At 59.5% G+C, this 17,239-nt stretch carries 18 protein-coding genes; 6 read left to right on the forward strand and 12 right to left on the reverse strand.

The features are described 5' to 3' along the window. Positions 1-117: 117 nt before the first annotated feature. The 3 genes from PKC81_RS03415 to PKC81_RS03425 form a co-directional block, all read right to left on the reverse strand. Positions 118-909 carry a DUF2189 domain-containing protein gene (locus PKC81_RS03415; protein ID WP_324333231.1) on the reverse strand — a complete coding sequence of 264 codons (792 nt, stop codon included), beginning with the start codon at positions 907-909 and terminating at the stop codon, positions 118-120. 99 nt (positions 910-1,008) lie between these two features. Beyond that, a complete protein-coding gene (gene sseA, locus PKC81_RS03420) occupies positions 1,009-1,851 on the reverse strand; it encodes a 3-mercaptopyruvate sulfurtransferase (protein WP_324333232.1) in 843 nt (280 codons plus the stop codon). 103 nt (positions 1,852-1,954) lie between these two features. After that, a complete protein-coding gene (locus PKC81_RS03425; RefSeq protein WP_324333233.1) occupies positions 1,955-3,124 on the reverse strand; it encodes an LPXTG cell wall anchor domain-containing protein in 1,170 nt (389 codons plus the stop codon). Positions 3,125-3,213: 89 nt separating this feature from the next. Between PKC81_RS03425 and queF the strand changes: the two genes are divergently transcribed. Further along, complete coding sequence (gene queF / locus PKC81_RS03430) at positions 3,214-3,672, forward strand: preQ(1) synthase (protein WP_324333234.1); 459 nt, start codon at positions 3,214-3,216, stop codon at positions 3,670-3,672. A gap of 72 nt (positions 3,673-3,744) precedes the next feature. After that, positions 3,745-4,410, forward strand: a complete 666-nt coding sequence (locus tag PKC81_RS03435; protein WP_324333235.1) for an OmpA family protein — start codon at positions 3,745-3,747, stop codon at positions 4,408-4,410. Here PKC81_RS03435 and PKC81_RS03440 read toward each other — a convergent pair. Continuing rightward, a complete protein-coding gene (locus tag PKC81_RS03440) occupies positions 4,407-5,636 on the reverse strand; it encodes an FAD-dependent monooxygenase (RefSeq protein ID WP_324333236.1) in 1,230 nt (409 codons plus the stop codon). The genes PKC81_RS03435 and PKC81_RS03440 overlap by 4 nt on opposite strands. A gap of 122 nt (positions 5,637-5,758) precedes the next feature. On the opposite strand from PKC81_RS03440, the gene PKC81_RS03445 reads away from it, so the two are divergent. The 4 genes from PKC81_RS03445 (at position 5,759) to ribA (ending at position 10,876) form a co-directional block, all read left to right on the forward strand. Then, a complete protein-coding gene (locus PKC81_RS03445) occupies positions 5,759-8,071 on the forward strand; it encodes a DNA translocase FtsK 4TM domain-containing protein (RefSeq protein WP_324333237.1) in 2,313 nt (770 codons plus the stop codon). A gap of 112 nt (positions 8,072-8,183) precedes the next feature. Continuing rightward, positions 8,184-8,759: an outer membrane lipoprotein carrier protein LolA gene (locus tag PKC81_RS03450; RefSeq protein ID WP_324333280.1), complete on the forward strand. Its 576-nt coding sequence runs from the start codon at positions 8,184-8,186 to the stop codon at positions 8,757-8,759. A gap of 279 nt (positions 8,760-9,038) precedes the next feature. Continuing rightward, positions 9,039-9,833 (forward strand): exodeoxyribonuclease III, encoded by a 795-nt coding sequence (gene xth, locus PKC81_RS03455; protein WP_324333238.1) that lies wholly within the window; start codon positions 9,039-9,041, stop codon positions 9,831-9,833. Further along, on the forward strand, positions 9,830-10,876 hold the full coding sequence (ribA, locus tag PKC81_RS03460; RefSeq protein WP_324333239.1) for a GTP cyclohydrolase II: 1,047 nt from the start codon (positions 9,830-9,832) through the stop codon (positions 10,874-10,876). The genes xth and ribA overlap by 4 nt, the downstream gene beginning before the upstream one ends. Here the strand turns inward: ribA and PKC81_RS03465 are convergent. From PKC81_RS03465 to PKC81_RS03500, 8 genes are all read right to left on the reverse strand, one after another. Beyond that, positions 10,873-11,547 carry a Crp/Fnr family transcriptional regulator gene (locus tag PKC81_RS03465; protein WP_324333240.1) on the reverse strand — a complete coding sequence of 225 codons (675 nt, stop codon included), beginning with the start codon at positions 11,545-11,547 and terminating at the stop codon, positions 10,873-10,875. The genes ribA and PKC81_RS03465 overlap by 4 nt on opposite strands. Continuing rightward, positions 11,547-12,923: a TRAFs-binding domain-containing protein gene (locus PKC81_RS03470; protein ID WP_324333241.1), complete on the reverse strand. Its 1,377-nt coding sequence runs from the start codon at positions 12,921-12,923 to the stop codon at positions 11,547-11,549. Before PKC81_RS03470 ends, PKC81_RS03465 begins: the two co-directional genes overlap by 1 nt. 18 nt (positions 12,924-12,941) lie before the next feature. Beyond that, positions 12,942-13,577 carry a hypothetical protein gene (locus PKC81_RS03475; RefSeq protein WP_324333242.1) on the reverse strand — a complete coding sequence of 212 codons (636 nt, stop codon included), beginning with the start codon at positions 13,575-13,577 and terminating at the stop codon, positions 12,942-12,944. Between the two features lies 1 nt (position 13,578). After that, complete coding sequence (locus PKC81_RS03480; protein ID WP_324333243.1) at positions 13,579-15,156, reverse strand: toll/interleukin-1 receptor domain-containing protein; 1,578 nt, start codon at positions 15,154-15,156, stop codon at positions 13,579-13,581. A 98-nt stretch (positions 15,157-15,254) separates the two neighbouring features. Next, a complete protein-coding gene (gene grxD / locus PKC81_RS03485) occupies positions 15,255-15,581 on the reverse strand; it encodes a Grx4 family monothiol glutaredoxin (protein ID WP_324333244.1) in 327 nt (108 codons plus the stop codon). A 12-nt stretch (positions 15,582-15,593) separates the two neighbouring features. Beyond that, positions 15,594-15,827 (reverse strand): BolA family transcriptional regulator, encoded by a 234-nt coding sequence (locus PKC81_RS03490; RefSeq protein ID WP_324333245.1) that lies wholly within the window; start codon positions 15,825-15,827, stop codon positions 15,594-15,596. An 11-nt stretch (positions 15,828-15,838) separates the two neighbouring features. Further along, positions 15,839-16,162: a DUF1476 domain-containing protein gene (locus PKC81_RS03495; protein WP_324333246.1), complete on the reverse strand. Its 324-nt coding sequence runs from the start codon at positions 16,160-16,162 to the stop codon at positions 15,839-15,841. 74 nt (positions 16,163-16,236) lie between these two features. Continuing rightward, positions 16,237-17,232 (reverse strand): NADPH:quinone oxidoreductase family protein, encoded by a 996-nt coding sequence (locus PKC81_RS03500; protein ID WP_324333247.1) that lies wholly within the window; start codon positions 17,230-17,232, stop codon positions 16,237-16,239. Between the last annotated feature and the right edge of the window lie 7 nt (positions 17,233-17,239).

Raw genomic sequence — 17,239 nt, forward strand, 5'->3', positions numbered from 1 at the left:
CAATCAATCGCTTCACCTTCACCGTAGTGCTGAGCCTGTCGAAGCACGCCTCCCAGTCCAAAGCAGCATTTGAAACCTCTGGACGCCCTTCGACAGGCTCAGGGCTGCGGTGAAACTTTAAGCGCCTCCCTTATTATGTGCTTCGACCGCGCGCACATAAAGATGCCATGTCGTATGGCCCAGCACTGGCAGCACGACAAACAGGCCGAGGAACGCGGGCAAGATAGCAAGAAATGTGCTGACCGCTATGATTGCTGCCCAACCGATCATCACCGACTTGTTCGAACGGATCGTGCCGAGGCTGACGATGATTGCAGTGATGAAGTCGACATCCTTGTCGCACAGCATTGGCAGACTCATCACTGTGATTGCATAAAGCGCGAAGGCGAAGATCGCGCCTACAATACTGCCGACGAACAACATTGCGATAGCAAGCGGTTGGAGCAGCATCTCGACATTCTCTGCGCCTATCCCCGATTCAGCCATGAAAATCGCGAAAATGCCGTGCGCCAATATCATCCAGAAACTGAAGGCGACGAAGACGATTCCGGCGACCATCAGCACCTGATCGTCGCCGCGTCCGCGCAAGGCCCAGATGATCGCGCGCCAATTGATGGGTAGCCCGAGCTGCCGCCTGCGGCTGACTTCATAAAGGCCGACCGCTGCAAAGGGTGCAATAATCGGAAAGCCGGCGATCAGTGGAATAGACCAAGCGCCTTCTCCGAGCTTGATCAGGCCATAGACCAGCACCGCCCCTCCAATGGCGTAAAAGGCTGCGAAGAACAGGCCGAACGCCGGATAAGCGAGGAAATCACGCCATCCTGCGGCGAGGGCTGCACGCAAATCGGCAAATGTCAGATTGTTGGCGACCGTATAGGGCGCAATGGGGGTTTGGCCGGTTGCAGCCATGATGCTCTCTCCCTGTCCATCTTCCCCATGGACAGGATGCAACGATTCGCGCTTGGCTTCAAGCGCTTAACATCGGGGCTGGTTAGTTAGACCTGCGGCTCAGGCCGCGCCGGTTTCCTTGGGGGTGTCGGGGTCCAGGCCCCATTCGCTCCAGCTGCCGTCATAGAGCGCGACGTCTTTCTTGCCGGTCAATCGCGCGCCAAAAAGCACGACGGCGGCGGTCATGCCCGAACCACAGGTGGTGATCATCTGTTTGTCGAGATCGACGCCTGCTTCGGTGAAGGCAGCCTCCAGCGCGGCACCCTGTTTCCAGGTGCCATCGGCATTGAACAGGTTGGAATAAGGGAGGTTGCGGCTACCTGGAATATGGCCCGATGCCATTTCGGGGCGCGGTTCGGCTTCCTCGCCGGTGAAGCGGCCTGCGCCGCGGGCATCGACGACAACGGCGTCCTTGCTGTGCAGATTGGCGAGCATGTCTGCCTTGGTTTTGACCCCGCTATCGTCTTTCCAGACGGTGAAGTGGCGGTGGCGCAACGACGGCTTGCCATTTTCGAGCGGACGCCCTTCGGCCTTCCACTTGGCAAGGCCACCGTCCAGGATTGCAACATCATGCGCACCAAATAGCGTCAGCATCCACCAGGCACGGGTTGCCGATTTGAAAACGCTGTCGTCATAGACGACGATTCGGCTGCCATCGCCAAGGCCCAGCGATTGCATGCGGCTGGCAAATTTTTCGGGCGGGGGCAGCATGTTAGGCAGGCTGGAATTGCTGTCGGCGATTTCGGCAAGATCCATAAAGACCGCACCGGGAATATGGCCGCCTTCATATTCGGCAGCGGCGTTGCGGCCTGCGTCGGGCATATGCCAGGTGGCGTCGACAATCCGCAGATCCGATGCGCCCAACTCTTTCGCCAGCCACTCGGTGCTTACCAATAAATCCATTTTGCCCGTTCCCTTTTCGTCCGTCTTTGCCCGCTTATAGCGATTCTTGTGCAGTGCACGATATGCCGCTTTTCCGGCCTAGTCGAGCGCTAACAGACGGATTTCAAGCAAAGACGGGTCGAGCGGCAATTCCCGAAAATCGTTTGGGTCCGCGATCGATGGGCAATGGCTGCATGCGGTCGCTCTGGCCGGTACCTTCCCGACCAATCAACTGGGTAATCTGGATTTCGACCGGCTCACCATCTGCGCTGCCGAATAAATGGATCAGGACAATGGGTGCGACAAATTCGCGTTCTGTCCAGCGGAAGGAGGACAATTCGGTGCGCGGCAGGCGAATTTCAATCGTCGCGTCTATCCTTTCCCCTGCAGCCAAATCACCAAGCGGCTGGATCGAACCTGCGCCACGGTCGCTATGGAAAGCGGCAACAGCTTCCCGCTGGCCATCCTGCGCCGAAATCATATGGCTGCGCAGGATCAGCCCGCTGACAGGTGTCCGTGTCTGATTTTTGATCGCCAATATGCCGGTAACGGACAGGCTGGCGATACTGAGTTGCGCGCTGGTCGGGTTGAATTGCGCAGCGACCGGACCTGCGGCCTCCGCCGTCCGTTCGGGCGCGCGTGGCGGGGCAGTCGGCGGTGTTTTGCGCGGCGTATCGAGCCGGGCGGGCGGCGAAGGCTGCGGGACGGGTTGCTGACCAGCTGCCTGCTGTCGATAGGCTGACCGCTGTCTGCGCCGGAAGAAAAACCAGCTCGCAGCCGCGAGCATCGCTGCGAATCCCGCGACGGCAAGCCAGAACCAGGGCCGGGATAAAATTGCAGAAGGCGCATTGAGCGGGACGCTGTTCGCAGGAGGTCCGGCATAGGCGTCGACGGTTGTCGCAGGGACTGCGCGTTCGGGGGCAATCACCGGTTCACCGGTAGCGACGGGTGCGGGCGTATTGCCGGTTTCGGGGGTTGCCTCGCTAGGCCCCTGCGCAACGGGCGCGGGGCTGGAATTTGTTGCGGCACGGCGGCCGACCGTCGGGCGCTGCTCGGCGGGCGGTGTTGCGATGGTGCTGCGTTCGGTCGGAGGTGGCGTTTCGACAACAGGCGGCGGCGAACTTTGTTGCGGCGCTGGCCGGGCTGGTGGCGTATCCAACCGGAAGTCCCGCAATTCGGGTGGCGTTCCTGCACCAATGTCCTGGCCGGATCCGCTGACTTGGGTATAGGCGACCGACGACGACATGACTGCCGCCGCAAACATCATTGCCCATCCCTTCAACCCTTTGGTCATTGCCATCCTTTGAGGTGCCCAACCGCTGAACGCCATGTGAATGGCGTCTCGGGAATGACATAGGCCGTGCAACACGCTAGACAAGCGGTATGTCAGATAAACCGAATCCCAAATTTCTCGGCCAGAATGCCGCTTTGCCCCTAACCCCCGAAGCAGCGGAGTTGGACTATGTGCCAAACCCGCGTGCGGGAACACTCTATCTTGTCCGCTTTGCTGCGCCCGAATTCACATCGCTTTGCCCGGTGACCGGCCAGCCTGATTTCGCCCATCTGGTCATCGACTATGCCCCAGATGCAACCATAGTCGAATCGAAATCGTTGAAGCTCTTTCTCGGCTCTTTCCGCAATCATGCGGCCTTTCATGAAGATTGTACTGTCGGCATTGGTCAGCGCTTGTTCGATGAAATGAAACCAAAGTGGCTGCGCATCGGCGGTTATTGGTATCCACGTGGGGGTATCCCGATAGATGTATTCTGGCAGTCAGGGGCGCCGCCCGAGGGTCTGTGGCTGCCCGATCAGGGGGTTGCCCCCTATCGCGGCAGGGGTTGATTTTACCTGCGCTGTCATTTTCGGTTCAGCTAGGATATGGTCTCTTTCACCGACTGAAAAGGAGATTGGGCCATGAAACGTCGTTCCAAAATTGCTGCCGTTCTGTTGATTGCGGCCATTCCGGTTACCGCTTGCACGACCAACCCCGAAACCGGGGAAAAGCGTATTTCGAAAGCTGCGATTGGCGGCATTGGGGGTGCATTGGGCGGCTATCTGCTCGGCGACCTGATCGGTGGCAAGCGCGACCGGACAGAGAAAATTCTCGGCGCAGGCATTGGCGCTGTCGCGGGCGCGGGCGTTGGCTATTATATGGACCAGCAGGAAAAGAAGCTGCGCGAACAGACCGCCGGTACCGGAGTCGAAGTTGTCCGCGAAGGTGACCAGCTGGTGCTCGACATGCCGTCCGAGGTCACCTTTGCCTTTGGCAGCGCCAACCTTTCACCCGAGTTTCGCAGCACGCTCGACAAGGTTGGGGCCACGCTGGTCGAATATGAAAAAACCTATGTCGATGTGATGGGTCACACCGACTCGGTTGGATCGGAAGCCTTTAACCAAACCCTGTCAGAACAGCGTGCGGCGACGGTCGCCAGCTATCTGACCGGACGTGGTGTCCAGAGCGCACGCCTCGCCACCAAAGGCTATGGTGAAAGCCAGCCCAAGGCGAGCAACACCACCGAAGAAGGTCGCGCCGAAAATCGCCGCGTCGAAATCCGGTTGGTGCCGGTGACGGAAAGCTAAACCGGCAGCCCTTGCAACAGCTTGGGCAGATTGCCCGACTCTCCGCGCGCTTCAGCCATGAAGAAGTCTTTGAGCGGCTTCATGCGCTGGACCGCGGCGAGGCCGAGGCGGCGGGCGGCGGAGGCGGTTTTGCCGGGAATGCCGAATAATTTGTTGAGCGTGTCGGTCGCCATCATCACGCTTTGTACGTCAAGACTGCGCCAGCGGGTGTAGCGATCAAGGATTTGCGCATCGCCGGGATCGAGCCCGAGCCGTATGCCTTCGACCACGACCTGCGCAAGGCAAGCCACATCGCGCAGCCCAAGGTTGAGGCCTTGCCCTGCAATCGGGTGCATTCCATGTGCAGCGTCGCCGACCAGCACCATGCGCGTATCGGTGATGCGGTTGGCGTGCTGGAAATTGAGAGGATAGCCCATCACCGGCGCGTTCATCTCTATTTCACCGAGCAGGCCGCCCATCGCTTTTTCAATCTCGTGCGCCATCCCGCGCGGTGACAGTTTCTTGTAAACCGGGGCTTCGGCACGCGATACCGACCAGACAATCGCCGAACGGTGCCGCCCCGCTTCGTCGTCAAGCATCGGCAGGATGGCGAATGGCCCGGTGGGATAGAAAATCTCGTAAGCGACCTGATTGTGGGGCTTCTCGTGGAAAATGGCAGTCACCATTGCCTCATGCGCATAATCCCATTCGGTGAGGCGGATTCCGGCCGCGTCGCGCGACACGCTCTTGCGACCTTCGGCGACCACCAGAAGCGACCCGGTCAGCACATCACCATTTTTGAGTTCGACGCGCACACCAGCTTCGTCGGCTTTTGAAGATGCGATCTCGGCGGGCATGTGCAGCTGGATTTCCGGGCGCGCCAAGGCGACTTCATAAAGGGCGCGCCGTATCAGCTGGTTCTCGAACATCTGGCCCAGATAGCCGTCACCCTCGGCGGGCACGAAATCGAGCGAACCAGGCTTCAGGCCATCGCTGACCCAGATCTGTTCGATCGGGCAACCTTTGCCTTCCAAGGCTGGGCCGAGGCCTATGGCTTCGAACAATTTCATGCTCGAGCTTGAAATCGCCGAGACCCTACCGTCGAAATGCGGGGCAAGCATCGCGGCCTGATCGGCGCGGTCGATGACATGGCAGGTGACACCGTGCACCGCAAAGGCGAGTGCTTGGGCAAGGCCGTTGAGCCCGCCTCCGATGATGATGATGTCGGCAAATTCGTTCTTGGACATGGGGATTCGCTTAGGCCGGTTTTCCGGGGCTGAAAAGGGAGGAAAAACTGCGGACTCTTGACGGGGACTCCCGCCTCCGCGAAAAGGTGTGCATTCACTCTAACAGGCGTCGCAAACAGCATATGGCATCGCGTTCCCCCAAATCCCAGACCGCCAACTGGCGGCAGATGATGCGCCAATCCTTGCTGCGCAGCGGCGCGCTGATCGGGGCGGGTGTCGTCGGACTTTTCGCGCTCTTCTATGCCGTTTCGATCCTAAGCTACTCGCCTGCCGACAATGCTTTTAACAGCGCGGCACAGGGTGCAAGCGACAATTGGATGGGGCAGAGCGGTGCCTATCTGGCAGATGCGTCGCTGTTCACCTTTGGCCTACCTGCAATCCTGCTTTTCCCGCTGATGCTGGTCTATGCCCGTCGCCTGTGGCGCGATGTGCCGCAGCCGCGCTGGAAACGGCAATTGCTGCTCTGCCTAATAGGGATGCTGATCCTGGGCTTTGGCCTTGCGCATTGGCAGCATGGCAGCGACATCGGCTTGCCAGCAGGCTGGGGCGGGACACCGGCCTTGCTGCTCGATGGGGCCTATAGCGCGCTGATCGCCAAACTGGGTGAGGGGTGGAGCAATCTGGCGCGCTGGGTGGCGATCTTGGGCTCTGTGGTCGGCGGGATTGTTCTGGTGACCCGTTCGCTGGAGCTGGAGCGACCGCTTTTCACCATTCCGTCGCTCCCGATGCCCTCACTTGGCGGCTCGGCCGAACGCGTGGCCGCCGATCCATCGGCGCCACAGCGCGAGCCTGAATTCGTCGCCGATCCCGTTCCGCGCAAGCCGGTAGAACGCGAACCGCGCCGCGCCCCTGAAATTGCCGAACGGCAAGTCGCGCCAAAGAAGGCCAGTTTTGCCAGTGGAGCCAAACAGGGCGACTTTTTCGGCAATTACACGCTGCCCTCGCTCGACCTGCTTGATACCCCGCCGCCTTCAACCGCGCCCAAGCTGGACAAGGCGGCACTCGAATCGAATGCGCGTCTACTCGAATCGGTGCTTGATGATTTCAAGGTGCAGGGCGAAATCGTCGCCGTCCGCCCCGGCCCTGTCGTCACCATGTACGAACTTGAACCCGCCCCCGGCGTGCGTGCGCAGCGTGTCGTGCAACTGGCAGAGGACATCGCGCGCAACATGTCCGCGCTCTCCGCCCGCGTTTCGACGGTTCCGGGGCGCACGGTCATCGGCATCGAACTGCCCAACCACAACCGTGAGGCGGTGGTGCTGCAGGAAATGATCGCCTCAACTGCCTTTGCCGATCAAAAGGGGCAATTGCCGATCATCCTTGGCAAGAATATCTCGGGCGACCCGGTGGTCGCCGATTTGCAACCGATGCCGCATTTGCTCGTCGCAGGTACTACTGGTTCGGGTAAGTCGGTTGGCCTCAACTGCATGATTCTGTCGCTGCTCTACCGGCTTACGCCAGACCAGTGCCGGATGATCATGATCGATCCCAAGATGCTCGAACTCAGCATCTATGACGATATCCCGCATCTGCTGGCGCCCGTGGTGACCGAGCCGGCCAAGGCGATCCGCGCGTTGAAGTGGGCGGTCGAGCAGATGGAAGACCGCTACCGGATGATGTCGTCGGTCGGCGTCCGCAATCTGCAGGGTTTCAATGAAAAGATACTTGCAGCCAAGGCCAAGGGCCAGCCACTGGGGCACAAGATACAGGTTGGCTATGATCCGATGACCGGCCTCCCACAATATGAAGAGCAGCAGCATGATTACCAGCCGCTGCCGCAAATCGTCGTCATCGTCGACGAACTCGCAGACCTGATGATGACCGCGGGCAAGGAAGTCGAATTTCTTATCCAGCGCCTCGCCCAAAAGGCGCGTGCGGCGGGTATCCACCTCATCATGGCAACGCAGCGCCCCTCGGTCGACGTCATCACCGGTGTGATCAAGGCGAACCTGCCGACGCGCATCAGCTTCCACGTAACCTCGAAAATCGACAGCCGTACCATATTGGGCGAACAGGGTGCGGAACAGCTGCTCGGCAAGGGCGATATGCTCTATATGGCGGGCGGGCGCGGGCTGACGCGTATCCACGGCCCGTTTGTTTCGGACGAGGAAGTCCGCAAGGTCGCCGAACATTGGCGCGGCCAGGGTGAACCCGACTATATCCAGTCGGTCACCGAAGAGCCTGAAGATGGCGGCTTTGCGCTCGATGGCCTGGGCGATGACGATAGCCCCGAGGATGCGACTTATCGCAAGGCCTGCCAGATTGTGTTCGAAAGCCAGAAGGCCTCAACCAGCTGGATACAGCGCCAGCTGCGCATCGGTTATAACAGCGCCGCGCGCCTGATCGACCGGATGGAAGAGGACGGCTATATCAGCGCCCCGAACCATATCGGGCGGCGCGAAGTGCTGCGTGATCGTAATGGCGAGCCGATCTAACGCGCTCTGATATTCAGAATCGGTTCAATGCGGCGTTGCTACCCACGCTGGCAAAAGCCAAGGAATAGATATGACCAATACTTTCTCCCGACTTTTGCTCGTCCCCGCGCTGATGGCGTCGGCTGCCAGCGCGCCAGCACAGCAATCGAACGACCTGAGCCAGGTCGTCGGTCACATGCAGGCAGTGTCCACGATGAACGCAACCTTCACCCAGACCGACCGCAATGGGCAAAGCCTGACCGGCAAATTGTTGCTCAAGCGCCCCGGCCATGTGCGCTTCGAATATCAAAAGGGTGTGCCGTTGCTGATCGTTGCAGACGGCAAGGCGCTGACGATGGTTGATTATGAGGTGAAGCAGGTTCAGCGCTGGCCGATCAGGAACAGCCCGCTTGCGGCGCTGCTTGACCCGGGCAAGGACCTGTCCAGGTTCGGCAAGCGCGTGGCGACATCAAATCCCAATGTTATCAGTGTCGAAGTGCGCGATCCCAAACGTCCTGAATATGGCACGATGACGATGATCTTCACCAAACAGGCCGGAGCGCCGGGCGGGCTGACGCTCAACGGCTGGGTCGCACTTGATTCGAAGAACAACCGCACCACAGTGCGACTCGGTAATGTGAAATTCAACCAGCCGATCGCACAATCGAGCTTCAGCTGGCGCGATCCGCGACCGCGTCGCAAGAGCTGAGATGACTCATCGGTGAGTTGAGCCACCAAGCCGACCAGTCGATAGTCTGAACGGTCCTGTTCATCTTACCGACAGGAAAATCACCCTAGATTGTCCATATCGAAGGTTAGACGGCTGCGCGGTTTTCCCCCTGTTGCCCGCAGCACTCAGGTCTCCCTTCGGTTTCAGCGTGACGAACGCAAGCTCGACCCCCATCCCAAATGCCCCCGGGATGGGGGTTTTGCTTTTTTGGCTCGCTCCCCCCTTGCCGTGCGCGGGGCCCGCCCCTAAGCAGCCGCCATGGCAACCACCCTTCGTATCGCTTCCTGGAACATCAATTCCGTCCGCGCCCGCATCGACATTGTCGAACGGTTCCTGCGCGACGAAGGGCCTGACATATTGTGCCTGCAAGAAACCAAGGTTGCCGATCCGCAATTTCCGGAAGGGCCGTTCCGCCAGTTGGGCTATAACCATATTGTCATCAACGGACAGCCGATGCATCACGGTGTTGCGATCATCAGCAAGGTGTCGTTGGCGAACAAACAGGTACATGATTGGCAGGCCAATGGCGAAGCGCGGCATGTCGGCGTTGAGATTGCGGGCGGTGTCCGGCTCGAAAATGTCTATGTGCCGGCAGGCGGCGATATTCCGGACCGTGAGCAAAATGTGAAGTTCGGCCAAAAGCTCGATTTTCTAGCGCGGATGACCGAATGGTCGAGCGCGGTTTCGGCGCCCACGATATTGACCGGTGACTTCAACGTTGCGCCGCTCGAAACCGATGTGTGGAGCCACAAGCAGCTGGTCAATGTCGTCAGCCACACCGCAGTCGAAATCGAAGCGCTGGGCGGGCTGCAGTCTGCAGGCAACTGGATTGATCTGGCCCGCGAATTCGTCCCGCCCGAAAAGAAGCTCTACACCTGGTGGAGCTACCGCGCGCAGGATTGGGAAACCTCTGACCGGGGCCGACGCCTCGACCATATGTGGGTGACGCCTGACCTGAAGGACAAGGCGCACGCCCATGTCGTGCACAAGCCTTGCCGCGGCTGGGGCAAGCCTTCGGACCATGTGCCTATCGTAACGGAATTCCGTCTTTGAGCGATGCAGCCGCCAAGCGCGCGGCCCGTGCCATTGACGCGCTGCGGCGCGGTTGGCCGGTGCGCGTCGGCGGGTTGACACTGGTCGCTATCGAAACCGGGGCTGCGGCAGAACTGTTTGCCGGGCACCAAGTCAAAGGCATATTGCTGTCATCTGCACGCGCCGCCACGCTCAAGCTCGCCAACCAGTTTGCGGCAGCCGACACGCAGTTGCCGGTATTGATAGCGCCACCATCCGAACTCGATGCCGCATTGTCGCTCGCGATATCCGATCCGTCGCTCGACCTGCGTTATCCGTTCAAGGGGCCTTTCGCTGCTTTGGCACTCGAACAGCCGGAGGCCGCTCAGGCGGCGATGGAACTTGCGCGAGAGGCAGGGTTGCTGCCGGCGTTTCTGCTGGTTGAGGGGGATGCCGACGCGGAATTCACCCCTGCCGATCTTGCAGCCTTCCAGGATGCTGACCATCTGCGCATCGCCGCGCGAGCACGCCTGCCGGTTTCGGCTGCGGAAGATGCGGAACTAGTGGCCTATCGCTCGGTCGCCGATGCGGCAGACCATGTCGCGCTGGTCGTTGGTCAGCGTGATGGCACCCCGCCGGTCATCCGCCTGCACAGTGAGTGTCTGACCGGCGATGTGCTGGGTAGCCTCAAATGCGATTGCGGGCCGCAACTGCACGAGGCGTTGCACCAGATAGCCGACGCGCAATGGGGCGTGCTGCTCTATCTGCGGCAGGAAGGGCGCGGCATTGGCCTCGTCAACAAACTGCGCGCCTATGCGCTGCAGGATCAGGGTTTCGACACGGTAGACGCCAATATCCGATTGGGCTTTGCCGTCGATGCGCGCGATTTTTCGGTAGCGGCGCAAATGTTGCGGCTGTTGTCGATTTCAGAAGTTCGCCTGCTGACCAACAATCCGGAAAAAGTTGCGGGACTGGAAGCCGAGGGCATCAAGGTTGTCGAGCGCCTGCCGCTCAAAATCGCCGCAAATCCGCACAATGCGCATTATCTGGCGACCAAGCGAGATCGCACGGGGCACAAGCTTTAAACGATCAGTTCCTCCAGCATCCGGCGGGACACGATGCGCAGTGCGTCATCCTGCCGTTCGACAATTCCGCGACGCAACAGGCTTGTCAGCGCACGTGACGCGGTTTCGCGCGTAGTATGCACGCTCACCGCCAGTGCCGCGATAACCGGTGGCGGCCTAATCATCCCGTCATCATCGGCCAGTTGGAGCAGCGCTCGATAAAAGCGGCCCGTTGCGCTGAGTCCGATGCGCGCGGCCATTCGATCGAGCACCAGATCAAGCTGCTTGGCCAACAACCGCGCAACACCTGCCGCAATCTCCCTGTCACTTGCGACGAGTTCGACCAGCCGCTCGGTCCGGATAACCAGCAAACGCGTCGCACCACTGGCGCTAAACCCCGCCCGATAGGTGGTTTCCTTCGGATAAGCGCCAAAAATTTCTCCCGGTCCATGCCGGGTCAACTGCGCCTGTTGGCCATCATAGCCAAAAAGCTCAGCCGCCACTGCACCTTCGGCTACAAGATAAAAATGGACCGAAGGATCTCCGGCGTGGGCGATTGCGCTTCGGTGCGGGAATGAGCGCGAAACCATCAAAGCTGCCAGACGTTCTGCGCTTTCCTTGCCAAAGCCCAAGCAGCTTGCAATGATTGCTATGTCGTCGCGACCCGACATATTTTCTAGCCCGACTGCCATTATCCCGGAGGCTCCGCGAGTGCGGCGAGACACACCTCGAAAGGGCCTTCGGGAGACGCCATCTCACCAATCGTTTCGATACGGCTGGCGAGCCCTGTTGCGAGCAGCGCCAATGCCGCACTTCGGCTGGCTGCGATCATGCCATGCGCGCTGTGTGCCATTAAGGAGCCAACGCGAACCGTGTCGTCCGTTCGGCAATCAAGCGCTGCGATTTTTTCAGCGGAAGCCAATATCGTCTGAACGGCATCTTTCAACGCGTCAAAAGCAAGTGGTGGGTTGCCATTGAGCACGACGTCGAACATCAACTCTCCTTGCGGAAGCTGTTCTACCGGGCTTTCCCGCATCTCGGTGACGGCGACATGGTGGAGCGCCCGCCCCGAATGCAGCCACGGGTCGCCCAACGCCGGGCGGTCGGCAGGCTCTATGCGCAAGGCGACGGCTTTTGCCTGAAGTTGCTCGGCGCGTTCAACCACCAGTCCCATAGCGTGGAGTTCTGCCAGAGCGACCCCCGCCGCACTGGTACCTGCATCGGACGCGCAAATGGCGACCGATTCTGCCTGCAAGAGCAGAGCATCGAATCGCTCAGACCAGATTTCACCAAGGGGTGCTACCGATGAAAGTTGAAAGTCTTCAGGCTGGGATGGCAGCACGACGTGCAATTCCGCCCCTGCTGCAATGGCCGCTTCGGCCGCGATGATATCTGCACCGGCCGCCAGCGCGCCATAAGCAAAACCCGGAGCGATTGCCGATACAGCATCATGGATGGCACGATGTGCAGTCTGATCGTCTGCCGAGATGCCCAATATGCCATTAAAGTGCATCACCGGCGGGGGACGAAACCGGTCCAGCCAATCACTGGCTTGCCTGGTTGCCGAAAGAATCAGAGCAAATTGCCGTAAGGTTGAAGACTGGTCTTCCCAGGCTTTGGGTGCCAATTTGATTGCCGATGCAAGGCTGTCGCGCGCCTCATCGGTCTGTCCCAACAACAACAACGCCTCTGCGCGGGTCGCCTCCCCCCAATAGGGCGTTTCGCCCATGTCAGATCCGCTTTCGATCAGATGTAACGCCTGATTAGCAAGAATGGCCGCTTGTTCGGGCTGTCCGGCAAATAGCGCCATTGCCGCCGCGTTGATCAATGGATAGCTCTCAGCGCGTAAAGCGGCAGCCTTCTCGTACGCCAATCTGGCCTGATCGAAGAGCTGGCGGCGATCCCCGCCCGTCGCTTGTCTTGCCCGATCCTTCAGCAGGCGTCCCTTCAATGTCAGCGCTGCGAAATCGGTCTCCGCTGCATCGAGGCCCGCCGCGACAAAGGCATCCCAGGCCCGCGAGGTTGCACCTGAACGGGCGAGAGCCAAGATGATGCGGTGGTCAGACATACGCAGCGGCGGCCCGGCTTAGGGGTCCGTCCCTTCGGGCCAGCGTGTGTCGGGATCGAACATCATGGGCGCGACGCTGGTTTCATTCCCTGCATCATCGAAGTCGCGCCAGTCGAGTGCTATGTTGAAATCGGCGACAAAGCTTCCCGCCGGAGCCGCAGAGCCCTCGAATGTGAAGCAAGCGAGGACACCGCCGGTATCACCGCGACTATTGGTCGAAGGATTATAGAGCGTCAGTGATCGTTCGCCGGGCGACCAATCAGGCCCAAAAACCTTCAGATCAGCGTAAAGGCCTGCATTTTTGCCGGCCGCGGTAATCGGCAGGTTGAGGCTGGAAAAGCTTAGCTCCTTAACTTTGGCGGGTACGCGGATGAGCAGGATCCGGTTGTCGTGCTCATTCAGGATCGAAAGCCTTTTGCCCTTCTTTTTCACAGGACGAAGCGATTTCGGGTTCTTCTTGGTCAGGTCGGCTATCGCGGCAGCCAGATTGGCTTCGGAATAGGGCCAGCTGCAACCCAGATGAAAGTCAATGTCGACGCCTTTGCCATTGTCCATATCGAGTTCGACAGCAACAATTGTTGTTAAGTCACCCACCTTCCTGTCTGTAAGTGCTGACTGGCCATTCGAAAGCTTTCCCAGCTTGTCGTCTATCATTTCAATCCCCCTTATTTCGTAGGTCGTTCGCTTTTTGTAACAGCTTCTTTCGAAACTCGTTTTGCGGCTCCTGCGTTATGAGCCGCTGCAAATCAGCGACTGCCCTTTCCAGCAACGTGGCACTTTCAGCCTGCTTTGAATCGTTCGATTGCCGAAGCTCTTCCGCCAGTGCCAGCTGAGCTATGATTTTCAATTCGTTCCAGTCGGCATTGCGCTTGTCCAATGCTGTCAACTTGTCGGCTGCCGCAAGTTGCTTGCGCCTGCTGCTTAAGGCCAAATCCGGCTGGCTATTGGCCCGATAGGCTTCTGCCAGCCAAGCAAGTCGGTTAACGATGTCAGCCTGGATTTCAGGATCTTCTGGGGCCAGCTTTGCACTGGCTTGCATGTGGCGCAATGCAGACTGACATAGCGAAAGTGCCGTCGCATTGTCTTTTTTAGATTGCAGCCAGAAACTGCACAGATTGCCGTCAGCATAGCCCTGCTCGCGGCGCCATTTCGGGTTATTGGCATCAATGGCCCCCAACCGATCCGCCAGTTGCTTGTAGCGTTCAAAATAGGGTCGGGCCGCCGCGCTATCGAGCCTGGCCAGTGCCAGGCTGCCGACCCAATATTCGCTCTGGGCATGACCAAAAATGCGGTCAGGGTTGTTTGCGTCGCGGGCCAGCAGCGTTCCGGTTGTGCGATGGGCCTCTCGGAACTTTTCGAGTGCAGACTTGGCGTCGCCGCGCAGCTTATCGTCTTCTCCCATGGCGTGCAAAATGCGGGCGCGCCGCTCCAGCGCGTCAGCAGAAAGCCCCGATAAATCGCCCTGTCCGCGATAGTGCTCCATCGCGCGCTGGTTAACGCCTTCCATAACATCGATGCGACCGACACCCTTCAATTTGGTCCGCAAGTCGGTCAGCATATATTCGACCAGCCCTTCTGCACTTGCGCGTTGCCGGGCGGCCTCGTTGCGGGCGGTTATGGCAAAGCCGGTCATAACCGTCATAGCTAGCATAGCAGTCAGCGCTGCCAGCGTGATGGCGGTCACGCGGCGAACGCGTCGCTGGGCGTCCCGTTGGACCAGCGAGTCGAGCGGCACCCCCGCAATTCCGGCAACGATCTTCAGAAAGCCGAGCGGCCAACCATCGCCCTCCTTGCGCAAGTCGGCAGCGAGTGGTTCAATCCCACCGGCGGTCAACGCAGCCGGAAATGCGTCGTCGAGCTGCCCGTTGACCAGCGCGGCCAGGACCGGACGTTCAGGATGCAGTTGCCGGAACAGAGCAATTTCTTCTGAAACCCAACGCGATTTTTTGGCGTCCGGCGAGCATATCACCACGAGTGCGCCGGTTTCGCGCAATGCATTCCGGATGGCATCGCTCAGGCTAGGGGCAGCGGCAAGATCATCGCGGTCCCTGAATATTATGCCGAGCCTCGGCGAATCGCCGTCGGGTGTCAGTTTAACATGTTCGGGAAGACGATACCGCTCTAGCTGACGCTGCAATTTCTCGGCAGCTTTTGCATCCGCATGGCTGTAGCTGATGAACGCAGCAAAACGCCGTTCATGCTCAGCCAAATCGACATCCTCGTACTTTGGCATCGCACCGCCCCCCCTGCGATTCGCATGGCAAAGTTACACGATATTAGAAATGGTTAAATCGCTATTTGGGTCAAAGTCGGCAACCAGATCTGATTACATCATCCCGCTTTGGCGAGGCCATGCTCTTCGAACAGTTCCTGCAATTCGCCTGCCTCGTACATCTCCATCATGATGTCGCTACCGCCTAGAAACTCGCCCTTGACGTAGAGCTGGGGGATGGTGGGCCAGTCGGAATATTCCTTGATACCCTGGCGAATTTCCTGATCCTGCAGCACATCAACGCTGGCAAATTCGACATTGAGGTGGTCGAGGATGGCAATCGCGCGGCTCGAAAAACCGCATTGCGGGAACAGGGGGCTGCCCTTCATGAACAGGACGACGTCGTTGTTCTTCACCAGTTCATCGATACGTTCGTGCGCGCTCATAGTCTTCACTCCTTATTCGGGTACGGCCGTGGTCAACTGCAGTGCATGCAGCACGCCGCCCATCCGGCCGCCCAAAGCGTTATAAACCGTCTGATGCTGCTTCACGCGCGGCATTCCGCGGAAAGTTTCGCTGACGACGCGCGCAGCATAATGGTCGCCATCGCCGCGCAAGTCGGTGATTTCGACCGCTGCATCGGGGATGGCGGCCTTGATCATGCCTTCGATATCTTCAGCCGCCATCGGCATGGGAATGTCCCTTATGCCTCTTCGATGAACTGGCGGCGCGCCTCGACAAGCTTGGCGTCGAGCGCAGCGCGAATCGCGGCGTCATCTGTTTCGATACCCGCCGAGGTTATGTCACCGAGCAGTTTGCGGATGACATCTTCGTCGCCCGCTTCTTCGAAGTCTGCCTGCACGACCGATTTGGCGTAGGCATCGGCCTCTTCGGGCGTCAGCCCCATTTTCTCGGCAGCCCAAAGGCCGACAAGCTTGTTGCGGCGGGCAGTAACCTTGAACTGAAATTCCTCATCACGAGCGAATTTGTTCTCAAAGGCGTTTTCGCGATCATCAAAAGTGGTCATGCTCGAATCCTTCGGCGCTTCAGGCTTAAAATAGTCACGCGGCCCCTGCCAAACAAGGGCCGCGCCTGCAAGGATTAGATGGTGACGACGAGCTTGCCGACAGCCTCGCGGTTGCCGAGTTTGGCAATAGCTTCGCCGCCGCGTTCGAGCGGGAATGTTTCCGACACGCGAGGTTTGATTTTCCCTGCCTTGTAGAGCTCAAAAAGCTCCATGATGTTAGCACGGTTCTTCTCGGGCTCGCGCGCGGTATAGGCGCCCCAGAAAACGCCGCAGACATCACAGCTTTTGAGCAGCGTCAGGTTCAGCGGTAGCTTGGCGATACCGGCTGGGAAGCCGACGACTAGGAAGCGGCCCTCCCACGCGATTGAGCGCACGGCGGGTTCGGAATAGTCGCCGCCGACCGTGTCATAGACGATGTCGAAACCATTGGGGCCTGCTGCTGCCTTGAACATTTCGGCCACCGCCTTGGACTGGTCCTTGTCGAATGGCTGATAAGGATAGATGACGACATCGTCGGCGCCGGCTTCGCGTGCGACCTGCGCCTTGGCTTCGCTTGAAACACCCGCGACCACGCGGCCGCCATAGGCCTTGGCGAGTTCGATGGCGGAAATACCGATGCCGCCTGCGCCGCCGAGGACGAGGACGCTCTCACCCGGCTTCATCCGACCACGGTCTTTCAGCGCATGCGCGCTCGTGCCATAGGTCATCAGCAGCGAGGCACCTTCCTCGAACGACATTTCGTCGGGCATTTTGTAGAGATTATGCGTGCCCAGCACGATTTTCTCGGAAAGCCCGCCATTGCCGCAGCCAGCAAGCACGCGGTCGCCCACGGCAAAGCCGGTCACACCTTCGCCGATCGATTCGACCACTCCGGCAATTTCGCCGCCGGGTGCGAAGGGACGGGGCGGCTTGAACTGGTAACGGTCTTCGATGATCAGCGTGTCGGGGAAATTGATCGAGCAGGCCTTCACGGCAACGACGACCTGGCCTTTGCCGGCAACCGGATCGGGCAGGTCGCCCAGCACAAGGGTTTCAGGGCCGCCCGTAGCGGTCGATAACAGCGCTTTCATTTTTCTC

The sequence above is a fragment of the Sphingorhabdus sp. genome (genome assembly GCF_035329025.1).
In the GTDB taxonomy this organism is placed as follows: Bacteria; Pseudomonadota; Alphaproteobacteria; order Sphingomonadales; family Sphingomonadaceae; genus Sphingorhabdus_B.